Source organism: Cupriavidus necator A5-1, assembly GCF_000744095.1.
In the GTDB taxonomy this organism is placed as follows: domain Bacteria; phylum Pseudomonadota; class Gammaproteobacteria; order Burkholderiales; family Burkholderiaceae; genus Cupriavidus; species Cupriavidus necator_A.
This window is the reverse complement of sequence record NZ_JQLI01000001.1, coordinates 3357218-3380414: the sequence shown is the minus strand read 5'-3', so window position 1 is coordinate 3380414 and position 23197 is coordinate 3357218. Positions and strand designations below refer to the sequence as shown.

At 61.4% G+C, this 23197-nt stretch carries 24 protein-coding genes and 4 pseudogenes; 15 read left to right on the top strand and 13 right to left on the bottom strand.

The genetic code is table 11. The annotated features are described in order from the left end of the window. Positions 1 to 4: 4 nt before the first annotated feature. From K307_RS15085 to K307_RS50655, 4 genes and pseudogenes are all read right to left on the bottom strand, one after another. Positions 5 to 787 (bottom strand): 3-hydroxybutyrate dehydrogenase, encoded by a 783-nt coding sequence (locus tag K307_RS15085; RefSeq protein ID WP_042879282.1) that lies wholly within the window; start codon positions 785 to 787, stop codon positions 5 to 7. 16 nt (positions 788 to 803) lie between these two features. Beyond that, a pseudogene (locus K307_RS15080) lies at positions 804 to 1076 on the bottom strand (acetoacetate decarboxylase family protein); the annotation flags it as partial. 19 nt (positions 1077 to 1095) lie between these two features. Then, complete coding sequence (locus K307_RS47820; RefSeq protein WP_155301155.1) at positions 1096 to 1392, bottom strand: hypothetical protein; 297 nt, start codon at positions 1390 to 1392, stop codon at positions 1096 to 1098. Between the two features lie 96 nt (positions 1393 to 1488). Beyond that, positions 1489 to 1737 (bottom strand): sensor histidine kinase, encoded by a 249-nt coding sequence (locus tag K307_RS50655; protein ID WP_329955917.1) that lies wholly within the window; start codon positions 1735 to 1737, stop codon positions 1489 to 1491. A 607-nt stretch (positions 1738 to 2344) separates the two neighbouring features. On the opposite strand from K307_RS50655, the gene K307_RS15065 reads away from it, so the two are divergent. Together K307_RS15065 and K307_RS15060 are read left to right on the top strand one after the other, a co-directional pair. Then, a complete protein-coding gene (locus tag K307_RS15065; RefSeq protein WP_230625680.1) occupies positions 2345 to 2605 on the top strand; it encodes a hypothetical protein in 261 nt (86 codons plus the stop codon). Between the two features lie 166 nt (positions 2606 to 2771). After that, a pseudogene (locus K307_RS15060) lies at positions 2772 to 3928 on the top strand (IS110 family transposase). 417 nt (positions 3929 to 4345) lie between these two features. Here the strand turns inward: K307_RS15060 and K307_RS15055 are convergent. Next, positions 4346 to 4558: pseudogene (locus K307_RS15055) on the bottom strand (ISL3 family transposase); the annotation flags it as partial. 327 nt (positions 4559 to 4885) lie between these two features. Here K307_RS15055 and K307_RS15050 point away from each other — a divergent pair. Then, positions 4886 to 5185: a hypothetical protein gene (locus tag K307_RS15050; protein WP_042879277.1), complete on the top strand. Its 300-nt coding sequence runs from the start codon at positions 4886 to 4888 to the stop codon at positions 5183 to 5185. A gap of 265 nt (positions 5186 to 5450) precedes the next feature. Here the strand turns inward: K307_RS15050 and K307_RS15045 are convergent, their stop codons facing one another. Continuing rightward, complete coding sequence (locus K307_RS15045) at positions 5451 to 6392, bottom strand: LysR family transcriptional regulator (RefSeq protein ID WP_042879275.1); 942 nt, start codon at positions 6390 to 6392, stop codon at positions 5451 to 5453. Between the two features lie 123 nt (positions 6393 to 6515). On the opposite strand from K307_RS15045, the gene K307_RS15040 reads away from it, so the two are divergent. Then, the gene (locus K307_RS15040) at positions 6516 to 7310 is read left to right on the top strand and encodes an SDR family NAD(P)-dependent oxidoreductase (protein WP_042879273.1); all 795 of its coding nucleotides are present in this window, start codon (positions 6516 to 6518) and stop codon (positions 7308 to 7310) included. A gap of 308 nt (positions 7311 to 7618) precedes the next feature. Here the strand turns inward: K307_RS15040 and K307_RS15035 are convergent, their stop codons facing one another. Further along, positions 7619 to 8248, bottom strand: a complete 630-nt coding sequence (locus K307_RS15035; protein WP_042879271.1) for a TetR/AcrR family transcriptional regulator — start codon at positions 8246 to 8248, stop codon at positions 7619 to 7621. A 201-nt stretch (positions 8249 to 8449) separates the two neighbouring features. Here K307_RS15035 and K307_RS15030 point away from each other — a divergent pair, with 201 nt between their 5' ends. The 3 genes from K307_RS15030 to K307_RS46145 are packed head-to-tail and all read left to right on the top strand — an operon-like array spanning position 8450 to position 10378. Further along, positions 8450 to 8851: a nuclear transport factor 2 family protein gene (locus K307_RS15030; RefSeq protein ID WP_042879269.1), complete on the top strand. Its 402-nt coding sequence runs from the start codon at positions 8450 to 8452 to the stop codon at positions 8849 to 8851. A gap of 29 nt (positions 8852 to 8880) precedes the next feature. Next, positions 8881 to 9627: an SDR family oxidoreductase gene (locus K307_RS15025; RefSeq protein ID WP_042879267.1), complete on the top strand. Its 747-nt coding sequence runs from the start codon at positions 8881 to 8883 to the stop codon at positions 9625 to 9627. 58 nt (positions 9628 to 9685) lie between these two features. Then, a complete protein-coding gene (locus K307_RS46145) occupies positions 9686 to 10378 on the top strand; it encodes a LysR family transcriptional regulator (RefSeq protein ID WP_042879265.1) in 693 nt (230 codons plus the stop codon). On the opposite strand, the gene K307_RS49485 is transcribed toward K307_RS46145, so the two are convergent. Beyond that, positions 10270 to 10674 carry a LysR substrate-binding domain-containing protein gene (locus tag K307_RS49485; protein WP_051974898.1) on the bottom strand — a complete coding sequence of 135 codons (405 nt, stop codon included), beginning with the start codon at positions 10672 to 10674 and terminating at the stop codon, positions 10270 to 10272. The genes K307_RS46145 and K307_RS49485 overlap by 109 nt on opposite strands. Before the next feature lie 6 nt (positions 10675 to 10680). On the opposite strand from K307_RS49485, the gene K307_RS15010 reads away from it, so the two are divergent. After that, positions 10681 to 11253 carry a hypothetical protein gene (locus K307_RS15010; protein ID WP_329955870.1) on the top strand — a complete coding sequence of 191 codons (573 nt, stop codon included), beginning with the start codon at positions 10681 to 10683 and terminating at the stop codon, positions 11251 to 11253. 288 nt (positions 11254 to 11541) lie between these two features. On the opposite strand, the gene K307_RS15005 is transcribed toward K307_RS15010, so the two are convergent. From K307_RS15005 to K307_RS14990, 4 genes are all read right to left on the bottom strand, one after another. Beyond that, positions 11542 to 11928 (bottom strand): potassium channel family protein, encoded by a 387-nt coding sequence (locus K307_RS15005; protein WP_042879263.1) that lies wholly within the window; start codon positions 11926 to 11928, stop codon positions 11542 to 11544. A 1017-nt stretch (positions 11929 to 12945) separates the two neighbouring features. Beyond that, positions 12946 to 13971 (bottom strand): IS110 family transposase, encoded by a 1026-nt coding sequence (locus tag K307_RS15000; protein WP_042879261.1) that lies wholly within the window; start codon positions 13969 to 13971, stop codon positions 12946 to 12948. Between the two features lie 337 nt (positions 13972 to 14308). Beyond that, entirely contained in the window at positions 14309 to 14977 is a 669-nt protein-coding gene (locus K307_RS14995; RefSeq protein ID WP_042879259.1) for a DUF2076 domain-containing protein, read from the bottom strand. A 374-nt stretch (positions 14978 to 15351) separates the two neighbouring features. Beyond that, complete coding sequence (locus K307_RS14990; protein ID WP_042879257.1) at positions 15352 to 16431, bottom strand: mechanosensitive ion channel family protein; 1080 nt, start codon at positions 16429 to 16431, stop codon at positions 15352 to 15354. Positions 16432 to 16976: 545 nt separating this feature from the next. On the opposite strand from K307_RS14990, the gene K307_RS14985 reads away from it, so the two are divergent. From K307_RS14985 to K307_RS14960, 6 genes are all read left to right on the top strand, one after another. Then, the gene (locus K307_RS14985) at positions 16977 to 17690 is read left to right on the top strand and encodes a YoaK family protein (RefSeq protein WP_042882061.1); all 714 of its coding nucleotides are present in this window, start codon (positions 16977 to 16979) and stop codon (positions 17688 to 17690) included. Positions 17691 to 18117: 427 nt separating this feature from the next. Further along, a complete protein-coding gene (locus K307_RS14980) occupies positions 18118 to 18702 on the top strand; it encodes a YSC84-related protein (RefSeq protein WP_042879255.1) in 585 nt (194 codons plus the stop codon). A gap of 295 nt (positions 18703 to 18997) precedes the next feature. Beyond that, positions 18998 to 20122 carry an ABC transporter permease gene (locus K307_RS14975; protein ID WP_080745027.1) on the top strand — a complete coding sequence of 375 codons (1125 nt, stop codon included), beginning with the start codon at positions 18998 to 19000 and terminating at the stop codon, positions 20120 to 20122. Next, the gene (locus K307_RS14970; RefSeq protein WP_230625678.1) at positions 20119 to 20883 is read left to right on the top strand and encodes an ABC transporter ATP-binding protein; all 765 of its coding nucleotides are present in this window, start codon (positions 20119 to 20121) and stop codon (positions 20881 to 20883) included. The genes K307_RS14975 and K307_RS14970 overlap by 4 nt, the downstream gene beginning before the upstream one ends. 30 nt (positions 20884 to 20913) lie before the next feature. Next, positions 20914 to 21804, top strand: a complete 891-nt coding sequence (locus tag K307_RS14965) for an MlaD family protein (RefSeq protein WP_042879250.1) — start codon at positions 20914 to 20916, stop codon at positions 21802 to 21804. 2 nt (positions 21805 to 21806) lie between these two features. After that, the gene (locus tag K307_RS14960; protein ID WP_042879249.1) at positions 21807 to 22418 is read left to right on the top strand and encodes an ABC-type transport auxiliary lipoprotein family protein; all 612 of its coding nucleotides are present in this window, start codon (positions 21807 to 21809) and stop codon (positions 22416 to 22418) included. A 150-nt stretch (positions 22419 to 22568) separates the two neighbouring features. On the opposite strand, the pseudogene K307_RS51050 reads toward K307_RS14960, so the two are convergent. Then, positions 22569 to 22787, bottom strand: a pseudogene (locus K307_RS51050) (NUDIX domain-containing protein); the annotation flags it as partial. Positions 22788 to 22858: 71 nt separating this feature from the next. On the opposite strand from K307_RS51050, the gene K307_RS47810 reads away from it, so the two are divergent. Continuing rightward, positions 22859 to 23077 carry a hypothetical protein gene (locus K307_RS47810; RefSeq protein ID WP_155301153.1) on the top strand — a complete coding sequence of 73 codons (219 nt, stop codon included), beginning with the start codon at positions 22859 to 22861 and terminating at the stop codon, positions 23075 to 23077. Positions 23078 to 23197 lie beyond the last annotated feature (120 nt).

Here is a 23197-nt window from a genome sequence, read left to right as displayed (position 1 = left end):
GACCTTATTGCATCGACCAACCGTGGCTGACCACGACGGACTGGCCTGTCAGCGCCGCCGAACCGAACCCGGCAAGGAAGGCGACAGTCCTGGCGACATCGGCGGCAGTCGTGAACTCGCCATCCACCGTCTCTTTCAGCATCACGTTGCGCACGACCTCGGCCTCGGAGATGCCCAGCGCGCGGGCCTGTTCCGGAATCTGCTTGTCTACCAGGGGCGTGCGCACGAAGCCCGGGCACACCACGTTGGCGCGCACGCCATGCGGCCCGCCTTCCTTCGCCACCACGCGAGCCAGGCCGAGCAGCCCATGCTTGGCGGTTACGTATGCCGATTTCAGCTTCGAGGCTTCGTGCGAGTGCACGGACCCCATGTAGATGATGGCGCCGCCCTTACCGGAGGCATACATGTGGCGGATGGCTGCGCGCGTCGTCAGGAAGGCGCCATCCAGGTGAATGGCCAGCATCTTCTTCCAGTCCGCGAAGGCGTAGTCCTCGATCGGGTTGACGATCTGGATGCCCGCGTTGGACACCAGGACGTCGATGCTGCCGAAGGCGTTGACTGCCGCTTCGACGCCGGCATTGACGGCATCTTCGCTGGTCACGTCCATCGACACGGCGAGCGCCTTGCCGCCCTGCGCGCCGATGGAATCGGCGACCGCTTGTGCATTCCGCATATTCAGGTCGGCGATGACGACCGCGGTGCCATCCTGCGCCAACTGGCGGGCGACCTGCTCTCCGATACCGCTTGCTGCGCCGGTGACCAGCGCGACTTTTCCTTGCAATGACATGTTTGCTCCTTGTGGATTACTGATTGACGACGAGCCTGGGTGCCCGTGGGGTGGCGAGGTAGTCAAAGGCGACCTCGCGGATATCGAGAGTGAGATTGGCGATCACGTACCCGGCGCCGGCGACCTTCCTGACTGACAGGTCCGCGACCGGCGGGAGCGCGTGCGATTGGAGGTCCAGTGCGGCGGGGCCTTCCCATGCGCCCAGCACGGTGACATCCCGCAGGTAGAAGCGGACCAGTTCACAGATCCGGGACGAGCCATCGACATGCGGAATGATCTTGAGCGGGTAGTACCTCGCCCGAAAAGCCCTAGTGTTTGCAGCCAAACAGTGCCTGAACGGCTTCGGTGGGTGTCAGTCTGGCGTCGAAGTAGCCCTGCAGCCGCCAGGCAGCGAAATCATCCGGCTCGAAAGGTGGCTCGATGAAGCCCAGGTCGACTGCCTTCTCATACCAGGCCATGGTCCACATATACAGGTCCGGTGGTTGGCCTGGCGGCACATCGCCTTTCCAATGTCTCGTATCGTCGAACAATTGACGCTCCTTCAGGCGATCAGTGTGCGGGACATTCCCGCACCAAGGCGAGAGGGTCAGGATCACGCGGTCCATGAGGCAAACCAATGTTCGGCTGGAGCCGCTTGAGCGTCCCACTTGGCTTTGATGATAGTTGGCGGGGAGAAGGGTGGCTATTACATAAAGCTGGAGTCAGCTATGTGCGCGTCGGCCAGAGTGCGTCGAGGGACGGGAGACAATCAGAAGCTTGGTGGATTCCTCCTCAAGCGCGATCTCTAAGGTACTGCGACTTGCGTCGCCGCGGTAGAAGCGTTCAAGAACTTTGTGCTCTTCTTCATCGGGGACGCCCGGCCCATCATCCGACATGGAGATTACGACCGCCCCGTCAGCGCGGCGTGACGCCTCGACGGTGGGCGCGGCAGGGAAGGGCTTTCGGGCTATGGAGCCTCGGAAACGGAGGCGTGGTCCTGAAGCCTATTCGTGGCTCTTTTGAAAAATGAGTGGGGTGTGCCAAGAACGCGGGTGTCTGAGGATCGATACCTGCGGTGCTTTACCAAAGATGAAGGAAGGTCCTTCGGAGTCGGCTTGCAGGAGCGGGCTCCAAACCGCCACGAGCTGCGTGGGTAAGGAGCCTGCGTGGTGAGCGTCGCTGGAAAAGGCAGGGATGAACTCTGTCAGGTAGGGATCGAAGAGACGAACGTAAGTGAACCGCTGATGACGTGTCGAAAGATTCACCAGAAGATGTCGAAACCGGGGAGCCCACTTGCTCCGGGACAAGGTTGGGCGGCGCCTGCTGACGGCCCAATCGGCATCCGGCATAAAGGCGGCGTGACTTCGATTCAGGCTTTGGTAAGGAACTTGGGAACCTGTCGCCCCGATGCGAAGGGAGAAATCCAAGCGGAAGGACTCCGCAAGGATGAGAGTACCGATGCGGGGCATAGGGGCGGAGACGTCCATAGTAGGGTTGAAGGCTCTGTAATAGGGTCGGACCGAAGGGGCGTCATCGTCCGGCTTTATGCTGCGGGCAACCCGCAAGGGGAGGACCTGCATGGATAAAGCAAAACCGTTTTGTATTTCCAAACGTGAGGTGTGGGAAGCGTATCAGCAGGTGAAGGCCAACCGCGGGGCGGCGGGCGTGGATGGACAGTCGATGAAGGAATTCGAGGCGGATTTGAAGAACAATTTGTATCGGATCTGGAATCGGATGTCCTCTGGCAGCTACATGCCACCACAGGTCTTGCGGGTTGATATACCAAAGGACGGGGGTGCGGGAACGAGGCCGTTGGGGATACCGACGGTGATTTCATAATGCACCTCTCACAGTTGAGTGTGGGAATGTTGTCGCCGAAGATGCCCTGAAGTGCGCACCCAGTCCCGCAGTTGCCGTTCCTTGGTGGGATCCAGATCCTATGTAGCGGGAGACCCGACGCGTTGATGCCTAAAATCAGCATGTCGACACTTGCTCAAAGGAGAGGATGATGCCTACAGTTCAAGCACACACGACCTATTCAGACACTCCCGTGCTGGCCGTCTCGCTGGAACTGGCGGCGGCCAAATGGAAAGTTGCGCTTCACGACGGCCGGCGCGAGAAGCCAGCCGTGCACACCGTCGCACAGCCGCAGGCTCGGCGCGTCTGCAGGAGGTGCTGAACCTGATCGCGGCACACAAGGAGAAGTGGTCGTTGCCAGCAGACGTACAGACCGTCGTGAGCTATGAGGCCGGACAGGACGCGTTCTGGATCTGTCGCGCGCTGCAGGCCCGACACATCGAATGCTACGTTGTCGATCCGGCCAGCATTCCGGTCGAACGCCATCAGCGGCGCGCCAAGACGGACCGGCTCGATGTCATCAAGCTCGTCATAAACCTGCGCGCGTGGCTGCGCAGCGAGCGCGATCGCATGCACGTCATTCACGTCCCGTCACCGGAGGACGAGGCATCGCGCCACTTGATGCGCGAGCGCGGGCAACTGCAGAAGGAAGTCCTGCAGCACCGCGACCGGATGCGCAAGCTGCTGGCCACGCTCGGCTGCTGGGATGAGGTCGATCACCGGACCTTCGCCAACCGGCTCGAGCGAGATGAGGTACGCTGCCACGATGGTGCGCGGTTACCGCGTGAGTTGCGTGAGCGGTTACTGCACGAGTGCGAACGGCTGGCAGTCGTCGAACAGCAACTTGCGGCGCTGGAGAAGACGCGACAGACAAATGTACCGGCACTCGCGCGCCAGCGTCGCGATGCGCTGGCGCGCCTGAAGGGGATCGGCGAAGTGGGCGCTTCGCGCCTTGCCCTCGAACTGTTCTGGCGGGAATTCAACAACCACCGCCAAGTCGGTGCGTGCGTCGGGCTGGTGCCGCAACCCTACGACAGCGGCGAAAGCCAGATAGATCAAGGGATTAGCAAACAGGGAAACCGGCGGGTACGCGCGTTGCTGATCGAGATGGCCTGGACCTGGCTGCGTTATCAGCCTGGCAGCGCATTAGCGAAATGGTTTGACCAGCGCACACAGGGCACAGGACCGAACCGACGCGCACGACGCATCGCCATCGTCGCGGTAGCGCAACGTCTCGCCATTGCGCTGTGGCGCTATCTCAAAGATGGGGTCATTCCCGAAGGCGCACACCTTAAGTCGGCTTAAATCCCGCAGGGTTTCATAGGAAGGAGGTAAGGTCTAGTCAAGCAGTGACGTAGCAAACACGGTTGGAGTGAACATGCCCGTGATCACGCTGGGTTGCCTCGATGTAACCGAATATTTTCAGATGGGGCATGTTCCCGGGAAAAGATTCCGGCGTAACGCGCATACAGGATGAGGCTGGCGACGCGCCAGCGGATAGAAGGTGGTGAGATGCTGGTTCCTCTCGCGAGCGCAACGGCGACTTCAGCTACAAGTCATGAAAATTTCGGCCAATAGCGATCTTGACAAATCCTCGCTCATAGACGCGTGATCCACCGTCGAGGCTTACTGCTACGTCGCCCTCAGGAAATTGGTGGGGAGCAATATGGAGCTATGAAACTGAACTCAACCAATCTCCGATTGACAGGGGGAGTCATATCAGCAGTCGTGCTGGAAGAAGTTCAGGTGCCGATAGCGTTTGGTCACCGTGTCGTGAACCGGGTGAGCACCGGCGACCTCCGGGTGGGAAAAGCGGGTGCCAGCGGCAAAGTCAATCTGGATCGTCAACGTCTTGGCTTCCGCATTGAAGTCGACTTCCCGCACGAACCACGGATCGCGTACGCCAAGGGCTGCTTCAAACAGTTTGCTGTGCATCGTTTGTGTTCTTCTTTACCTGGAATCCGCCACGATACCACCCACTTGAAGTTCAAAAGAGGCCTATTCGTTGATATGACGTCGTTCAGTCAACGCTGGACACAGGTCGATGCAAATGTCTCTACAACAATCATGTCATTGGCATCTGAAGGCTCGTCCTCTAGTATCCGACCGTGTAGATAGTAACGGGGGGCTTGAGGAATCGCGCCGGGCAAGCCCCAAGTTGACAGCCGGGAGCGAAGTTGGCGACCCTGGCCCAGGCTGCCCCCCCGGCGGGGTCAGCCCGATATTCCGACCGCCCGAGAGCGGCATTTCTCAGGAGAAATCATGAACAAATTCGTCGCGACGGCGATCGCGCTCACCCTCGGCGCTGCCTCCCTGGCCGCCCAGGCACAAGGCTCCGGAAAGCAGTTCGATCCGTATTCCCAGGGTGCCAAGGCGGGTGAGAAGTTCGACCCCTACACCGAGGGCGCCAAGGCTGGCGACAAGTTCGACCCGTACACCCAGGGCGCGAACAAGAGCACGCGCAGCGAGCTGACTGACGCTTCGGCCCCGGCCACGGAGAAGTCGAGCAAGAGCAAGAAGAGCAAGAAGGAGAAGGCGGCGTCGGCGCCGGTAGCCAACTGATCTGCAGGGCAATAAGAAGAGGCCCGTGCACGAGTGCACGACGCTGCTGGCGAGAGCTCTCCAGCCAGCAGCTCGGGAAGTTAATAGGTGTGGGCGCCCCGGCCGCCGCGTATCCCGCCGTGTCAGGGCACTGAACGCTCATCGAACTGGAGGCGTCAGTGTCCTACTTGACGTTGATGATAGTTAGCGGGGAGAAGGGTGGCTATTACATAAAGCAATACGCTCCGTTCCTCTCATTCGACGGAACGTCGATCTCCACTTTCTTTCAGCTTGCCTCAGTGACCGAGTCTAAATAGACCTCGAGGTCACGAGATACTGTGGAAAAGCGCTCCAACAGGAAGTCGAGTAGCGCCCGGACGCGCGGCGCCATGTACCGGCTACGGTGATACAGCGCATGCACCGGAACATCCGGAGACCGCCACTCCGGCATCAGAATCCTTAATGTTCCCGCGCGCAGATCAGCGCCGATGTCCCATACGGATTTCATCGCTATGCCGTAACCTGCCACCGCCCACTCGCGCGCGAGCGCACCGTCGTTCGTCTCTCGAGCCGTTGCAAGGGGCACGGTATAGGTCTCGACCTTGCCGCCGCGCGTGAACCGCCAGTCGTTCGCAAGCCCGGCTGCCGTTCCCAGGACGATGCAATCGAATCGCTCCAGATCGCGTGGATGCTTGGGCGCCCCATGCGTCGCCACATACCCAGGCGACGCACAGAGCACGCGTCGATTGCGCGCAAGGTGCCGCGCGATGAGCGAGCTATCCGGGGGCACGCCAAAGCGGATGGCAAGGTCAATGTCGTCGAGCAACAGATTCGACAACGAGTCGGACAGCACCAGGGCGAAAGTCACTTCCGGATATTGCACGTTGAACTCGTCAAGCCAGCCCTTGAGGACGTGACGGCCGAAATCGGAGGTCGCCGAAATCCGCACCTTTCCGCGCACGACGCTCCGGCCGGCCTGTAGTGCCGCATGGGCATCTTCCAGGGCCTGAAGCGCCTGCTGGCAATGGAGCAGGTACATTCGCCCCTCCTCCGTGAGCCGCAACTGGCGCGTCGTGCGCTCAAAGAGCCGCGTCTTCAGGGTCGCCTCCAGCTTGACGAGACGTGCGCTCGCCGCCGCGGGAGAAAGTCCCAGCTTCCGTCCCGCGGCCGACAGCCCGCCCAAGTTTGCCGCCTCAACAAAAAGCCGGATGTCGCCGAGGTTCTCCACGATATTTCCGTTCTTTTTGAAGATGATTCAAATAGTAGGCCAATTATCAAAGCCTGGCGGACCTTGCACAATGTGCCACATCAGCAAGCGGCATGAAGTTCATCTCGACACAAGGAAGACAAAATGTTTGTTTATCGTGGCTCGACCGCTCTGATTACAGGAGCATCAAAAGGACTTGGGAAGGTCTTCGCGGAGACACTTGCGGCACGAGGCATGAACCTGGTGCTGGTGGCCCGGTCTGGTGACGCTTTGCGTGCCCTGGCGGAGGAGCTTACCGACAAATACGGGGTGCAGTGCCTCCCGCTCAACGCCGACCTGGCCAATCCCGAGGCCGGCATCCGGATCGGTGAGGAACTCGAGCGCAGCGGCATCCAGGTAGACCTGCTGGTCAACAATGCGGGACTTGGTCTGACCGGCAGCTTCCTCTCGCAGGATTTCACGAAGGTACAGTCGGAGATCCAGGTGAACGTTAATGCGCTAGTCGCGCTTACCTACCTGCTTGGCAGCGGAATGACAAAGCGAGGCAGAGGCGGAATCATCAATCTCGCGTCCAACGCAAGCTTTCAACCACTCCCCTATATGGCCACCTACGCTGCAACCAAGGCGTTCGTCCTTTTCTTCAGCGAAGCGCTGCAGTATGAGCTCGCTGGCACGGGCGTTCATGTGACGGCAGCTTGCCCGGGGCCAACGGCAACGAACTTCTTTGACGGCGTGTCGACCGACGTGGCGCCCAAGGACATGGACAGCTCGGAATCGGTTGTTCAGAAAACACTCAAGGCCTTCGATCGACGGAAAGCGGTCGCCTACCCGGGGCGGGCAAGCGTGCGAGCGGCCACCTGGTTGTCGCGATTGTTTCCGCGAACGCTCGTTGTACGCCTCGCAGCAATGGCCACTGGAAAAATGGGGCTTCAAGGCTGAATGTACTCGGAGATTTGCGCAACCGCTCGATCATCTTGCGCGAGTTATCGCCGGCTGGACGGCTGGCGCCGCCATGTACGCTGCTGGCGGCCCGGTCGGCGTGAGTCTCTCGTTGAACAAGCGCATGTCGGCAGATAAGACACAACGTTTGCTGGGCTGGTCGCCAACTCGCACGGACATCCTGCACGATATCGAGCTCGGGTCGTACGCCGCCTGAGTTCGTTGCGGCCGCGCCGGTATCACCGCCATTTGCCAAATATCGGAGCCGGCGAGTCATCGGCCGCAATCCGGTCAGGACATGACATCCTTTACCGCGTGCCCCCTGTCACTTCCAGTGCGAAATCCCTGAGAAGCATCTGCCGGCTTGCGTTCAGTATTTCCTGCCCGAGCCCGGGATTGGCGCCGGCTACCGCGCGCGACAGGATGAGCGCGCCTACCATCTCGCTGTAGAACGCGATTGCCTCCCGGCGCGCGTCCTGGCTGTCTCCGCCGTCGGCGCGCTGCTCCGCGACGAGCCCCGTCAGGGTTTCGATCATCTCCTGCAAGCCAGTCGCAAAGTTCGCTTGCGCCTCGTGGCCTAGCCGGCGGACGTCCGCGGTGAGGCCGGCTACCGCGCAACCCTGCTCGATATCACTGCAATGCGTGCCGGACAGGTAAAAGTCGACCTGGCGCCTCAAGCGGTTGCCGCCCACTGCAATTGGCGCTGCGATGGCGTCCTTCAGATCGTGGTTGGCCTTGTCCATCGCAGTCGCCACGACTGCGGCCGCGAGCGCCTCCTTCGATTCGAAGTGGTTGTAGAAGCCACCCTGGGTAAAGCCTGCGGCCTTCATCAGCGCGCTCAGGCCGACACCATCGATTCCGTGCTCGCGGAACAGCTTCTCCGAAGCCGCAATGATGGCTAGGCGGTTCTCTGCCGCCTGCTGTTTTGAGACGCCCATCGCTCAATGCTCCTTTGTGCGGTTGTCACCTCAGTATAGCCGCCCTCGAGAAAGACAATGGTGATTGCCCTTGACTTTTCGGATTCGATCGCCAAAACTCAATGGCAATCACCATTGTGTTTGACTTCATGTACATCGAAAGTCACTAACCCTTGCTTAAGCCGATCCGCCACGCCACCGACCCGCCCAGGAGAAATTAACTTGACCACTACCACCGAAGCCGCCAACAAGGCTCTCGTGCGCGATGCGTTCCACACGCTCTTCAATCAACGCGACTACGCCGCCGCCGAACGATTCTGGTCGCCCGACTATATCCAGCACAGCGCGCATATCGAACCGGGCCGCGACGGCCTGTTCAACCTCATCAAGAGCCTGCCGCCGACCTTGCGGTACGAGCCCGGCGTGATTGTGGCGGATGGCGACTACGTGATCATCCACGGGCGCTTTTCCGGCAATGGCCGTTCCGTCGCCTGGATTGCCGCCGACATCCTGCGGATTGCCGATGGCGTGCTCGCCGAGCATTGGGACGTGCTGCAGGACGAGGCAACCGAGGCCGAATCGAAAAGCGGCCTGCCCATGTTCGGGAACAGCTTTCCGCGCTGACTCCAACCGTCATCTCCATCGGAGGCATCATGAAACTCACAGGTAACACCGTATTCATCACCGGCGGCGGTTCGGGCATTGGCCGCGGTCTCGCCGAAGCGCTCCACAAGCTCGGCAACCAGGTCATCATCTCCGGCCGGCGCGCGGAGCGTCTGCAGGCGACGATCGAAGCGAACCCCGGCATGCAGGCGGTATCGCTCGACATCACCGATCCGGCGGATATCGCAAAGGTCGCTGCCAGGTTGATTGCCGACCATCCCGGGCTCAACGTGCTGATCAACAACGCGGGCATCATGTTGCCCGATGGCGCTGGCGGCCCGGTCGACGACGACCTGCTGACCTCCACCGTCGAGACGAATCTGCTCGGGCCGATACGCATGACCTCGGCGCTGATCGAGCACCTGAAGACGCGAGAGGGCGCCGTCGTGGCCAATGTCACCTCGGTACTTGGCTTTGTGCCCATGGCCATCACGGCCGCGTACAGCGCGACCAAGGCGGCCTTGCATTCATACACGCTCTCCCAACGCTATCTGCTCCGGGACAGCAAGGTCTCGGTCATCGAGATCGCGCCACCCTGGGTCCGCACCGAGCTGATGAACAGCAGCGAGGAGGAGCGCGCGATGCCTCTCGAAGCATTCATCGCGGGCGCGATCGAACAACTGGGCACGGAAGCCAACGAAATACTGGTGGGCCCCGCCGTGAACATGCGCGCCAATCCGGGACCCAATGAGCACGCCTGGGTCAATGAGTTCAACGATATGATGGCTGCCGGTTGAGTACGGGATTGCCTGAAAGGAGCCAGGCAATCCCCCGATAACCCATACCTAATGCGCCATGGACAGACTTGGATCCGTCGATGCCTTCGTCAGAGCTGCGGAGCTTCGCAATTTCAGTGAAGTGGGCAGGCAACTGGGTATCTCGTCGTCAGCCGTGGGCAAGGCCATTTCGCGGCTGGAAGAGCGGCTCGATGTCCGGTTGTTTCATCGCAGCACGCGCAGCATTACGCTGACGCCGGAAGGGCAGCTATTCCTGAGTCGTTGCCTGCGCATCGTCGATGAGCTTGAGGCAGCAGAGTCGGAATTGTCGGCTGCGTCCTCACCCAAGGGGCAACTGCGTGTGAGCATGCCGCTGGTCGAGACCTTGCTATTGCCGGTACTCAGTTCATTCGTGCGCGAGTATCCCGACATACGACTCGAACTCGATTTCTCGGACCGCATGGTCAATGTGATTGACGAGGGGTTCGACGTGGTGGTCCGCACCGGCGAGGCAACCGATTCCAGGCTGATGACGCGCGCGCTCGGTTATTACACGCCGCTGATCGTGGCGGCACCCGCGTACCTGTCGCGACGCGGCGTACCCAAGGTGCCGGACGACCTGCGCAGTCGACCACCGAACGCCGCGAGATCCCGTTGTCGTGATCAGCCTGCGGAGCGCGAATCGTCGCGCTCCGTTGCGTCTTCCTGTGAGTGCGACCTTGCAGCTTTGCGCTCCGTCGCGCCTTCCGGAAACAGGTGCTTTGCCATGTAATTGACAAATACCCGGATCTTCGGCGACAGATGCCGACCGGACGGCCAGACCGCGCGAAACACCTTGCGATCGGTGGCATAGCCGGGCAGCACCGGCACCAGCCGGCCATCGGCGAGCTGCTGCCGCACGAGGAAGTTCGGAATATAGGCGAGACCGAGTCCCTGTTCTGCAAACGCGATCAGTGGCTCGACGGTAGTCGCGGTAAGCAGCGGCGGCAGGTCCATCTCCAGCACGTTGTCGCCATCGCGCAGCAGCCAGCGGTCGACCTTGCCGGTCGATGGGTAACGATGCAGCATGCAGGCGTGCTTGTGTTCGACCAGTTCTTGCAGGACGGCAGCAACAAGCGCACCGACATCTACGGTGGTTCGTTCGAGAACCGCGCACGCTTCCTGCTCGACGCCACGCGGGCGGTGATCTCTGTCTGGGGCAGCGATAGGGTCGCGGTGCGCCTGGGCCCGAGCGGCGCGTTTGGCGACATGTCCGACAGCGACCCGGAAGGTCTGTTCACCTACGTGGCCGCCGAACTGGGCAAGCTCAATCTCGCTTACCTGCACCTGATCGAGCCGCGTGTGCGGGGAAATCTCGACGACGAAACCAGGAGCCCCAACCCGGTGGCCTCGCAACTGATTCGCAAGTTCTATAGCGGGACGATCATCGCGGCAGGGGGCTTCAAGGGCGCCAGTGCGGAAGCGATCATCACCGCAGGTGACGCCGACCTGGTGGCGTTCGGCCGCGACTTCATCGCCAACCCCGACCTGCCCGAACGGCTGCTCCGCAGGCAGCCGCTGAATCCCTACGATCGCGAAACCTTCTTCGGCGGTACGGACGTCGGCTACATCGACTATCCGTTCTACGAGGAACGCGCTGCCGCCTGACGCGCCCTGCGAAGAATGCCTCTCCATCGGGAGCGCATGCCGCGAAATGGCCGCTCCTGATTTCGCTGGGGGCTTCTGCATGGCCGCCATTCCTTCATCGCGAAGGTGCGAACGGCCGCTCCTCGGACGACTCAGTCAGCCGCCGATCATACGTTGACCTGAACTTGGGCCGGAAGGGACCTTGAGCACAATCGACGCACTCGGCTCCATCCCAGACATGGCCATGAGGAGTGGCGATTCTGGCTAGAAAGCGTTGGGGCACGACAGATGGTCAGCGGTCATTCGCGCCTAGCCAGGTCGTAGCCCGGCCCGATGCGCAGCCACCTGGATAGCATAAACAGCGGAAGCGGTTACCACACCCGTTATCAACACGCCGAGCAGTCCAAGCGAAACCGCGACGATCCGACCAAGCGTGGTGGTCGGTACCACGTCGCCGTAGCCGATGGTCAGTGCCGTGACCGCGCAAAAGTAGAAAGTTTGACCTAGCGATGATGGTGTGCGCGTGGCTGCATCGACAGCCCCCCCGACGTAATACATGGCGACCGATAAAATGAGGAAAAGTATCAGTTGCATCGCCAGGATGGCGCGCAGGTGCCAGAGAACCATGGCAAACTCGGCAATTGCTTGGCGCGGCTGGATTCGGGCGCGAACGGCCCTTTGGGCGGCATTATCCATGTCATGATCCTCCCAGATCGTCCTGCCTCTTTTTTTTTGAAGCCTAAAATCGATACTACTACTACGGGGTCGATCCTGAACAATTCCTCAAGCCAAGTATGACAAGGTGCCGGGGAGCGGGAGCGCAATCAGTTTGCGTTCAATGCAAATCAATGCGATAGCTCGCTCCGGGAATCGATCTATCTTCCCGACTGGCTGAAGACTTGAAGCACTCCGCCAAATGGCAATCGCGACGTTGAAATGAGGCGATGCGGTGAGCCAGTTTCTCGCGATTTCGTCGGGCTTGTTGTCATGAGACCCTTGGCTCCGAAGGGGCCGGGATGGTGGCGGCCAACGTTCTCATTGACTTCTCCTTTCAGCGCACAAGAGCGCTTCCTCACTCCGGCGCCGCTGCACAAAGATTGACTCGGCGCGCTCCTCTGTCAATCGTGGCCCAACGATAAGGCGATGAACCGTCGAGACACACCGTACGTACCGGTTGGTCGATTGGTATGGATGCCTCAGTGTCTACCTGCCGTTGATGCTAGTTAGCGTGTTCCACGACGTCTATTACATAAAGCTGGAATCAGTTCGCTTGGCCGGTCGACCGGGATGATTGTCGGCGGTTACCGGGCGATGCGCTTATGGCGATGAGGGTTCTTACCGCAAGGACGCGCCGCCGGGGCCGGCGGTCTGCGTCTTCATCGACAGCTCAGGAAGTACGCTACTTACTGCGATTTTTGGGGTTATCGTCCGTTTCGTGCATGTATGGACCCGACGCCTTTTGCAAGCTTCTTGTTCGTGATGTCGAAACGGTCTGCATGCATGTATCCGGCTTTCCCAATGGGGGCTTGCCGAAGCACGCCCCGCAGCCTCGATGAGATCCGCGCATCCCGTCCTTAGCAAATTCACGGCTCGCCGAACACGGCAGCCGGCACGAAAAACAGGCTTTAGGATGCTGGTTCAACCAATTTCGTCATCGCTTTGAGAAGCTTCGCAAACCTGCGTGGGTATTCCCTCCCTGCAAGCGGTTTTGGGCTATGCTGCCGCGCTTCGCTTCATATAGGTCGAGTCGCTGCTGAGCAGTGCCTGGATGATGCGGGCGTTCTTGTTGGCCAGCGCGACTGCCGCACAGTTGTGGCCGCGTCGCGCAATCAGCTGCTGCAGCCAGACGCTCTGCGGATCAACTTTTCTCGTTGCGTAGCGGAGGACCGCCCGGGCCCCGTGGATGAGCAGGGTCCGCAAGTATGTGTCGCCGCGCCGGCTGATGCCGTGCAGACGAGGCTTGCCGCCCGAGGAGTACTGACGTGGCACCAGGCCGAGCCAGGCCGCCAAATGTCGGCCGTTCCTGAATTGCTTGGCATCGCCGACGGCGGCGACCATAGCCGTGGCGGTGATCGGGCCGATGCCAGGCACTTCCGCGATCTTCTTGCACAGCGCGGATCGCTTCATGAACGATTGGATCGATGTTTCGATCAGGTGGACTCGCTCCTCGATCGCATGCAGGTGCTGCAGCAGTTCAGTCAGCAGCGTCTGGCAGAACGACGTCAGTTCGTCGGTGCTCTTGCTAAGCAGTTCCGGGATTGCACGCTTGAACGCCTCTGGGGAGCGCGAAATCGTCAGTCCGCGCTCGCCGAGCAGGCCGCGCATCTGATTGATCATGGCGGTACGGTGGCGTAGCAGGATCGCACGCATGCGGTGCGCAGCCTGAATGTCCTGTTGCTCAACCGATTTGACGGTAACGAAACGCATGGCGGGCCGGCTGGCGGCTTCGACGATCGCCTCGGCGTCGTTGCGGTCATTTTTGTTGGTCTTGACGAAGGGCGACACATACTGTGGGCTGATCAGCCGAACCTCAATGCCGAGCGACTGGAAGCGCCGTGCCCAGTGGTGCGCTGTACTGCAGGCTTCCATAACAACCATCGCTGGCTTCAGTGTACGCACCGCCTCCAGGAGCGAGCCACGCGAGACCTTTGCTCGATGCACAGGCCGTCCGCGGCGGTCGGCGCCATGGAGCTGGAACACATGTTTGGCGAGATCGATGCCGAGGATGTCGATTTCCATGATGAACCTCCACGTGTCAGGTTGAGGCCGATAGTGTCCCCCGAAGGGAAGCGTCGGGTCCATCTCAGTAAGTTCTGACGGTTTGGTCCGGAAAGGCGTTATCTATCAATGAGTTGATTGCTTCGTCGATCCGACTGATCAGGTGGGCCGCGGATCCTTGCTGGGCGCGGCTCTGCGCGTGCTTAGCGAGGTTGCGGAAGAGATTTGCAACTCACAATATGTTGAGGCAGGAAATTTTGTGAAGATGGCATACAGCGTCTCGGGGCAGAGATCGATGCCGCCCGGCGGGTGAGCGACGAAGTATTGATCCCTTTGCCCCATTGAGAGCGCGATGACGCTAGATCACGGTCGAATCGTCGTCCAGGAAACCGTCGTCGCTCAGGCCTGAATCGAGATTGCCGCTATCCGATCCCCAATCGCGCGCAGCGACCGATGCCTGGTCATCGTTTCCGTAGTAGTTGTTGACGACGTTCGTTTCCGTTCCTGGCGTGTTCATGCCGGACTGCGCCGGGAACGCGTTCTTGCTGCCGTGGCCGAACAGGTTCTCGATACCCTGGAACAGGAAGGCACCGCCGGCCACGCCGGCAGCCGTCGTTGCGATGCTGCCCAGCGTGCCGCCGAACCCGCCGCTCAGGAAGCCCGGCCGGGGCGACGTCGCCGGGGGCGTTTGCAGCGCGGGTGACACGGCCTGAACGGGCGCAGGCAAGGGCGTCGCGGCAGCAGGATTCGCACTGGCGCCCCACGCATTCTGCTGATCGATGAAGCTGCGGGAGCCGTTGGCCTGCGCGGCCTGCAACTGGCCCTGCAATGCAGCGATCTGCGCCTTTGCCGTCGACAAGGCATGATCGAGCAGCATGGCCCGCTGGACCAGCAAATAGGCGGCGTCCGGCTGTATCGCGACCGCCTGGGCGATGAGTGCCTCCGCCTGCGGGTCCTTCGCGCCGGCGCGGGCCTGGGTCAATTGAGTCAGGAAGACTTCGAGTGCTTGCGTATCCTGCGGGGTCATGGCGTCTCTATCCCGGTTGTTGGTACGCCTTCACTCTATGAGGAAAGACTTAAGGGAGACTTAAAGGGCAGGGGACATCGAAGGTGATGCGCGCAGCAAGCGGCTTTTGGCCGCAGCCGCGCTCGAGGATGTGCGGCGGCCTTTGCCTGGCAGTTGCCGCCAAGACGCGAGACATTGAGAGCACGGGCCGTGCATTGAGAAAGACGGGTTCGGGCGCCGGAGTAGTCGTTGCCGTCATCAGCCAGAAGAAGGAACCGGCAACCTCCAGCCGCAAATCCTGTTGCCATGCGAATTCCATTGGGTCCCGAGTGAAAGCGGCTGGTCACGGCAGCAGTGGACGCCGGTTTCCGGCTCCAAATGCGCGACAGTCGCGCTCAGGAGACTTGCGCAGGAGTGGTTCGCTGCGGCGCATAGTCGTTGTCCTCGATTCGTAGCCGCGGCAGGAATTGCGGGAATTCGCGCTGCATAAAGTCGATCAGCCCTTCGCGCACCACGCAGCGCAAGTCCCACGCCAGGCCAGATGACGCCGCCGTGCAGAGTACGCGGACCTGCATCGTCCGCTCCGTGGCGTCGGTGACCACCAGATTGAAGAACCGCTGGTCCCACTCGGGCGCTGCGCGCACGATGCGCTCCAACTCCTTACGTAGCGGTGCCAGTGGCATGCCGTAGTCCACGTGGAAGAACACCGATCCCATGAGCTGCGCGTTGTTGCGAGTCCAGTTCTGGAACGGCTTCTCAATGAAATACTGGAGCGGGATGATGAGGCGACGCTCGTCCCATATCCGGAGCACGACGTACGTGCCGGTGATCTCCTCCACCCGGCCCCACTCGCCTTCGATGATGAGTACGTCATCGAGCCGGATGGGCTGCGTCAGGGCGAGTTGCAACCCGGCTATCATGCTGCTGAACACGGGCTTGGCCGCAAAGCCCGCAATCAGACCGACCACGCCCGCCGAGGCTAACAGGCTGGCGCCGACATGCCGAGCGGCTGGAAAGGTCATGAGCGCCATAGCTGCACCCATCACCACGACAAGCGTCATCGCAATGCGGGAGAGCACGTGCGTTTGCGTGTGGATGCGCCGCGCACCCATATTATCCTCTACATCCAATGGGTGTTGGTCCAGTACGCCTTGCGCAAAACCGGCAATGATACGCGCCACAAGCCAGGTAGTTGCGGCAATCAGCAACACACCGTTGAGATGCCGCACGCTGTCAATCCAGTGCAAATCGCCTGACGCGGCTTGCCAGACTGCCTGCAGCGCCAGCAGTGGCAAGACTGCCTTCGATGGGGCCCGACCTTTCCTCACGATGGCATTCAGCACTGGGGCAGAGCGGGTAATACGCAACAGCAGCACGCCACCGAGACGATGCGCTAGCAACGCGACGAGGACAGCGATAACGGCTGCGGTCCAGGTGCCGAACCAGGGGTGGGCAAGGAGGATTGCAAAGTTCATCGGTCGTCCCTTGTCATTGCGAGGTATCGTCAGCGGGGAGCGCGCGCGGTCGTCGGAGCGCGGGCCAATCGCAAGTTTCAAGCGGTTGCTATCGACCGATAGTGTTGAAAAATTCGATCCACGCGAGCGCCAGAAATCGACCTCTCTGATCGGCCTATATTGAATGATTGCCGATCGGTTGAGGGTTCGGGTTTCGTGAACGTGTCGGCTGGTTTCCCGCACCGGCCTGGGAATACGACGAACGGCAACCGTTGCGACCGGCGTCACTGGCGGCTATCCGACAGATTTTACGCGCGAATGCCGACATCATGCAGTCGGTCTCTGGCGACGCGACCAACCTGACGTGCGTGCAAGCACAGTGCGCCAAACGGCCCATCTAACTGGAATCTGTTATTTCCACATCAGCTCGCGACGCCTACCATCGACTCGTGCTCAGTTGCGCAACTTCATCGCCATGGTCGAAGCGCCGTGCAGTTCCCAGGTGAATACGTTGCCGAAATTCACGCGCCAGTGCGCTGAGACAAGACACATGACGGAGGCTCATGATGAAACGTGAGGACACCTCGCTCGCGGCCATTGCCGGCTATGTGGATACCCTCAGTTTTGTCGCACTCTTCGGGCTTTTCACGGCACACGTCACCGGTAACTTCGTATTGATCGGTGCCGGTACGGCTGGGTTCGGCCAGGGCGTATTCATGAAACTGATGGCCTTTCCGGCATTTGTGGTGGGTGTGGTCATCACAAGTGTGATCGCCAGGAGCGCGCCCGCGGCGCCAGGCCGCGCCGCATGGCGCATTTATGCCGTGCAGGCGGCACTGATGCTGGCATTTTGCGTCGCTGGCATCGGTGCGGTGCCCATCGTGCATCCAGAAAATACCTCGGTGATCGTCTGCGCGATGCTGGGCGCAGCGGCGATGGGTGTACAGAATGCGCGCGACAGGCTGGTCTCGCGTCCAGGCAGCGTGCCGAACACGGTGATGACGGGCAACGTGACGCAGGTCATGCTGGACGCATTCGAAGTGCTGACGCCATCGACATCGCCCGAAGCAAAGGCTACCTCGCGTGCACGCCTGGAAAGGATGGTGCCGGCGGTCGTGGCATTCGCAGGGGGTGCGGTAGCTGGCGCTCTGGCTTACCGGCGTGTGGGGTTCATGGCTTTGCTGCTGCCGTTTGCCGCCCTGCTTTGGCTAACTTTCAATGCATGGAGAACGCAGCCAGCCGTGGCCGATCTCAAGGCTGCGACGGATGCCCGGAAGTAATGCGGCCGCTTCGGCTACACACTCGATCCTCCGTAGACACCATTACGGCCGTCCAGTGGGCTATGTTGGCTGGCGAGTGCTTGGCCAACTGCAACATTTGTGGAAAGGGTGACCAACCGCCGTGGCTGACCGGACTAGCCCACTGCGTCAGAGAAATTACACCGATCGACACACATAGCTGATTCCAGTTTTATGTAATGGCCGTCCTTCCCCCCGTTAACTATCATCAAATCCGGGTAGGACTGAAAGCCAATCCCGGCTCGATAAGCGTCCAATTCTCTGGCCTATCGACACGCCGTTTCCGGCGCATAAGTGCCGTCCATAAACGGTGAACCGGTTCATGCCTTCTTTCGCGGGCGCTCAGCCGATTCCCCAGTTAGTAGTTGACCCGTTGGGACCCATGTCACCACACTTTCCAGGAGGTACTATGAATCGACGCCATTTTGTTACCCGGATTGCCGGATCAGGACTGCTTGTCGCAACCGTGTTCGCTGCGGGCTGCTCGACGACAGGCACCGGTAGCACGACTGATACGGCCGCAAAAAAAGAGGAAATCGATGCGGGTGTCGATGGCGCGCTTAATCGGTTGTTCTCGGCGACAAGCGGTTCGCGCGAGCTAGCACAGCGCGCGCAGGGCATTCTGGTGTTCCCTCGGGTGATCTCGGCCGGTCTCGGGATCGGTGGCGAGTATGGCGAGGGCGCGCTGCGCTCGCGCGGCGCTGACGGCGGCTACTACAAGATGACGGAGGCTTCGGTGGGTGCTACCATCGGCGGCCAGTCCAAGGCCATCATCATCATGATCATGACGCCGGAGGCCTACAACAAGTTTGTGTCCAGCAGTGGCTGGACCGTCGGGGCAGACGCTAATGTGGCACTGGCCCATGTCGGCGCCGATGGCCGGCTCGATAGCCTGACCACCCAGCAGCCGGTGATCGCCTTCGTTCAGACCAATTCTGGCCTGATGTTCGACGTCTCGCTGAACGGCTCCAAGATCAGCAAGCTCGATATCTGACATGAGGGTCCGGCAGCGCGGCGGCTTGTCCGCCGGGCCTGCCTGCGTCTTTGCCAGACGATCCTGGCTCCGGTCGGGATGTCTTCTGGCTGCGTTCCTTGTGTGTTTGGGAAAACTAGCACTGGCCCATCGATGCCATATGGTGGAGAGACCTCGTCGCTCAACAGCGTTCGGATCATCCTGCCTCGCTCGCGCAAAAGGCAAGATGCAAGCACATTTCAGTGCGTGTAACTTGGCGATCGGAGGGCGGCCGGCATGCCGTGCGCTACCGTGATAACCGCAGGGAGGTAGTCCGATGGCTGCGTCTGTGTCGATGGAACGTGCTCTGGCCGGACAACCGCACTGGCGTCTCGAGAACAGCACCGCCGTTCTCGAAGGGCTGTGGACGTTCCCCGCGCTGCACGGCCGGATCGCCGCCACCGAAAAGGCCCTTCACGCCCTGACCGCATCGCGCTGGGACATCAGCGGCGTGGAGCGCTTCGACACGGTCGGCCTGCGCCTGCTGGTCCGTAGCTGGGGCCGCGTCCTGCCGGAGCACCTTGTCTGCAGCGACGCGCAGCGCGCGTTGCTGGAACAGATCATCACGGTCGGCGATGCGCCGCCTATGCCAAGGCGGCATATCCTCATCGATACGCTGACGGCAATCGGTGCAGCCCTGCTCAGTCCATTCAGCCATGTCGGGGATTTTCTCCGCCTGCTGGGCGGTTATGTGCTTGCCACGGTCGTTATTGTGCTCAGGCCCCGCCTGATGCCATGGCGCGAACTGTCGGTGGAAAGCTATCGGGCGGGAGTCACCGCGCTGGGTATCACCGCACTGGTCGGCTACCTGATCGGCATGGTGCTGAGCTACCTGTCGGCACAGCAATTGCTGCAGTACGGTGCGAACATCTTCATCGTGGATTTCCTCGGTATTGCCGTTCTGCGCGAGCTTGGTCCCCTGTTGTGCGCCATCCTGATCGCAGGCAGATCGGGCTCGGCGCTGACCGCGCGGATCGGCGCCATGAAGCTGAGCCAGGAGCTGGACGCCATGAGCGTGCACGGGATCTCGCATACGCTGCGCCTCTATTGGCCGATGATTTCCTCGCTGGCCCTTGCCGTGCCGCTGCTGACCCTCTGGACCACGCTGTTCGCGCTGGCTGGCGGCGCGGTGGCCGCCAGGGCGCAACTGGATATCCCGTTCTCGCTGTTTATCGACCGCTTCCGGGATGTCGTGCCGGTACGGCAGCTCTATATCGGACTGGCCAAAGGCGTCATGTTCGGCTTCGCCATCGGCATGGTCGGTTGCTACTTTGGCGAACGCGTGAAGCCGGACAGCACCAGTGTCGGCACCTCGACCACGGCCTCGGTGGTGGCGTCGATCACCATGGTGATCGTGCTGGACGCGATCGTCGCCGTCGCGCTGTCACTGACGGGCAAATGAGCATGCCTGAACTCGCGCAAACAGCCCTGCCCGTGCGCATGACGGGAATCTGGACGACATTCGGCAACAAGGTCATCCACAGAGACCTCAGCCTGGAGGTGAAGCCAGGCGAGGTGGTAGGGCTCGTGGGCGGCTCCGGCAGCGGCAAGACCACGTTGCTGCGCCACATGATGGGACTGACCGAGCCGGCCAGGGGCACCGTGGAAGTCTTCGGCGAGCACATCCAATCGGCCCATTTCCTGCGGCAACGCAGGCTGCGCGAACGCTGGGGCGTGCTGTTCCAGTTCGGCGCTCTGTACAGCGCCCTGTCGGTGCTCGAGAACATCATGGTGCCACTGCATGAACGCGGCAATCTGTCCCGCGCCGAGATGATGGACATCGCCTATCTCAAGCTCGCCCAGTCCGGACTGAGGCCGTCCGACGCGGACAAGCTGCCTTCGGAGTTGTCCGGCGGCATGATCAAGCGCGCCGCCCTGGCGCGCGCGATCGTGCTGGACCCGGAGCTCCTTTTCCTGGACGAACCTACTTCCGGCCTCGACCCGGTCGCGGCCGGCGAATTCGTCGAACTGATGCTGTCACTGCGCCACCTGCTTGGCCTGGCGGCCATCGTCGTGACCCACGAGATTTTCCGGCTTGAACCGATGATCGATCGCGTGGCGGTGCTGGCCGACCAGCACGTCGTGGCCAATGGCACCCTGGACGAGGTTCGCAAGGTCGATCACCCCTTTATCCACCAATACTTCATGACCGGCGCGTCCTGACCGTCGCCAGGCCAATCCACGGGAGGCATCATGGAAAGCAAGACCTATGCGCTTTTCACCGGCATTTTCTTCGTCGTGCTGGTGGCAGCCGGCGCCGTGCTTGCCGTCTGGATGGGGCGCACCCGCGACATTTATTCCCAGGACCTGACGCTGATTTCCGAAGAATCCGTGAGCGGCCTCAACCGCGAGGCGCCAGTGCTTTACCGCGGCATTCCCATCGGCAAGGTGGCCGATCTGCGGATCAATTCCAAGAACCAGAAGCAGGTGCTGATCACGGCGCGCCTGTCTCAGCCGCTGCGCCTGAGCACTGCTACCACCGCGAGGCTGGTCAGCCAGGGCATCACGGGCCTGTCGGACATCGAATTGCTGGACAGCGGGCGCGGCGCCCCGCTTGACCAGGACCACGCCGCCATCCCGGTGGAGCCCTCGTCGCTGCAGCGCGTTGGCGCGTCCTTGCCCGAAGCCGTGGACGACTTGCGGCAGCTCACGCAGGCGCTGATCGAGATCGTCAACCCGGCCATGCGCGAAGACCTGCAGAACACCATGCACAATGTCCGCATCGCGTCGACTGAACTGCCGGACTTGCTCAAGTCTGCCCGCACCAGCCTGGGCGGGGTCGACCGCCTGACGAGCGACCTGCGCGGCCTTACCGCAGACCTGAAGACCGACGTCGCCGGCTTGCAGCGCGAAGCTACCGGCACGCTGTCCGGCATCAAGGGCATGGCAAGCAGTTTTGACAGTTCTGCTGCGCGTGTGGACCGCGATATCCTTCCCCAGTTGGAGCAGACACTGCAAGGCGTCGATGACATGACCAGCTCGCTCAATGAGGTCGCCGTCCAGCAGCGGGACGACCCGCAACGGATCATCTTCGGCAAGCATCGGTCCAGGCCCGGCCCGGGTGAAGTCGGATTTGGAGGCTGATCATGCCGGCACATCTTCCCCAGAAAGTACTCGCACGCGTGCTGCCAGGCGCGCTGGTTGCATGCCTGCTCGCGGCCTGCGCCTCGGCACCCACGCAACCGACCCGTTGGTCGCTTGCCGGTGGGGAGCGTGCCGCGACCGCCGCCGACAAGCTTCCGCCCGGCCTGCAGTTGCGCGTCACGGCTGCGCCCTGGATCAACCAGACCAGCTTCCTGTACTCGCTCGACTACAAGGCCGCCCAGGCAGTCGAAGTCTATGCGCAAAACCAATGGATCGACCGGCCGCCGGTGCTGATCGAAGACCTGATGATGCGCGCCTACGCTCAGGCGAGGCCCTCGCCTCAGCCGGCGCGGGCAGCGGGGGAACCGCGTCCCCTCGCGCTCAGCCTGCGCGTAGTGGAGTTCGTCCAGCACTACGCCAGCGCCACCGAGAGCGAGGCGCGGGTGGTGGCGGTCGCGACGCTGAGCGCATCGACCCCGCCGCAGGTACGCAGTGCGATGTTCCGGGCACAGGTGCCGGCACGCACGGCGGACGCGGCCGGCGGTGCACAGGCTTTCTCGGAGGCCAGCGACCAGCTGATCGAGCAGGTCTATATCTGGGCGGCAGCGCCATAGTTGTGGAGCGGATGGCCACCGAGAAGCTGCCCCTCCTGCTAGCCACGAAGCTGATTCCGCCGCGCCTGCCGGCAGGACTGATCGATCGTACGCGCGGAATACCAGCCGTTGCGTGGATACCATGCGCATGCGCTCTTTTGTGACGTCGACCACCGGCGACTCGTCCGGCAGGGAGACGGCGAAATAGAAGCCGATCTCGTGGTGCGGCTTTCCGCCGCCCTCGAAGAAGTTTTCCGCCGCAAATAGCAGGCCGTCGACGATAGTGGCGACGCCCAGCTCTTCCTGTACTTCACGGACAACGGCGTGGGCAGCTTCCTCGCCCGGCTCCACCCGCCCGCCGGGAAGGCCTCCAAAAGCTGTCGGTCTCAACGCGGTGGAGAAGGACGTAGTCTCCGCGCACCGCAACTGCGACAGCCCGCAGGTCGAAACAGTATTGCGCAATGTCGAAGGAAATCATCTCGGCGTGGCTGGCTGTTTCGGATGCTTCGATTGTCCGCGATGAAGCGGCGGCCGTCGAGCGATGGGAACTCAAGTTGCCCCACAACCGCCCCTGGCGCAACCTCAACGATTTGAAACATGGCGTCGTTGACAGCTGCTTTGGGGAGGGTCAACGAAAGACGCATACGTGCGCCTCCCGGCAACGTGGCCAGGCAGATTGACCAGGACTGATCGGCGCATTCCCGTATCAATGCATGGCGCAAGGGGGGCGGCATGCGTTGCATCGATGGTGATATGCATTGTCACGCACCGGCCTGTACGGACAGGCTCGTCTTTGACAT

Excerpts from the sequence above, each read along its gene's own strand:
- K307_RS15035 (WP_042879271.1), bottom strand. The coding sequence starts at position 8,248 with ATGGGCGTCTCAAAACAGCAGGCGGCAGAGAACCGCCTAGCCATCATT.
- K307_RS49485 (WP_051974898.1), bottom strand. The coding sequence starts at position 10,674 with ATGCTGCATCGTTACCCATCGACCGGCAAGGTCGACCGCTGGCTGCTG.
- K307_RS47820 (WP_155301155.1), bottom strand. The coding sequence starts at position 1,392 with ATGGACCGCGTGATCCTGACCCTCTCGCCTTGGTGCGGGAATGTCCCG.
- K307_RS47810 (WP_155301153.1), top strand. The coding sequence starts at position 22,859 with ATGTCGAAGGAAATCATCTCGGCGTGGCTGGCTGTTTCGGATGCTTCG.
- K307_RS14995 (WP_042879259.1), bottom strand. The coding sequence starts at position 14,977 with ATGACCCCGCAGGATACGCAAGCACTCGAAGTCTTCCTGACTCAATTG.
- K307_RS14960 (WP_042879249.1), top strand. The coding sequence starts at position 21,807 with ATGCCGGCACATCTTCCCCAGAAAGTACTCGCACGCGTGCTGCCAGGC.
- K307_RS15085 (WP_042879282.1), bottom strand. The coding sequence starts at position 787 with ATGTCATTGCAAGGAAAAGTCGCGCTGGTCACCGGCGCAGCAAGCGGT.
- K307_RS46145 (WP_042879265.1), top strand. The coding sequence starts at position 9,686 with ATGGACAGACTTGGATCCGTCGATGCCTTCGTCAGAGCTGCGGAGCTT.
- K307_RS14975 (WP_080745027.1), top strand. The coding sequence starts at position 18,998 with ATGGCTGCGTCTGTGTCGATGGAACGTGCTCTGGCCGGACAACCGCAC.
- K307_RS15040 (WP_042879273.1), top strand. The coding sequence starts at position 6,516 with ATGTTTGTTTATCGTGGCTCGACCGCTCTGATTACAGGAGCATCAAAA.
- K307_RS14965 (WP_042879250.1), top strand. The coding sequence starts at position 20,914 with ATGGAAAGCAAGACCTATGCGCTTTTCACCGGCATTTTCTTCGTCGTG.
- K307_RS14990 (WP_042879257.1), bottom strand. The coding sequence starts at position 16,431 with ATGAACTTTGCAATCCTCCTTGCCCACCCCTGGTTCGGCACCTGGACC.
- K307_RS15000 (WP_042879261.1), bottom strand. The coding sequence starts at position 13,971 with ATGGAAATCGACATCCTCGGCATCGATCTCGCCAAACATGTGTTCCAG.
- K307_RS15005 (WP_042879263.1), bottom strand. The coding sequence starts at position 11,928 with ATGGATAATGCCGCCCAAAGGGCCGTTCGCGCCCGAATCCAGCCGCGC.
- K307_RS14985 (WP_042882061.1), top strand. The coding sequence starts at position 16,977 with ATGAAACGTGAGGACACCTCGCTCGCGGCCATTGCCGGCTATGTGGAT.
- K307_RS15050 (WP_042879277.1), top strand. The coding sequence starts at position 4,886 with ATGAACAAATTCGTCGCGACGGCGATCGCGCTCACCCTCGGCGCTGCC.
- K307_RS14970 (WP_230625678.1), top strand. The coding sequence starts at position 20,119 with ATGAGCATGCCTGAACTCGCGCAAACAGCCCTGCCCGTGCGCATGACG.
- K307_RS15025 (WP_042879267.1), top strand. The coding sequence starts at position 8,881 with ATGAAACTCACAGGTAACACCGTATTCATCACCGGCGGCGGTTCGGGC.
- K307_RS15065 (WP_230625680.1), top strand. The coding sequence starts at position 2,345 with ATGGATAAAGCAAAACCGTTTTGTATTTCCAAACGTGAGGTGTGGGAA.
- K307_RS14980 (WP_042879255.1), top strand. The coding sequence starts at position 18,118 with ATGAATCGACGCCATTTTGTTACCCGGATTGCCGGATCAGGACTGCTT.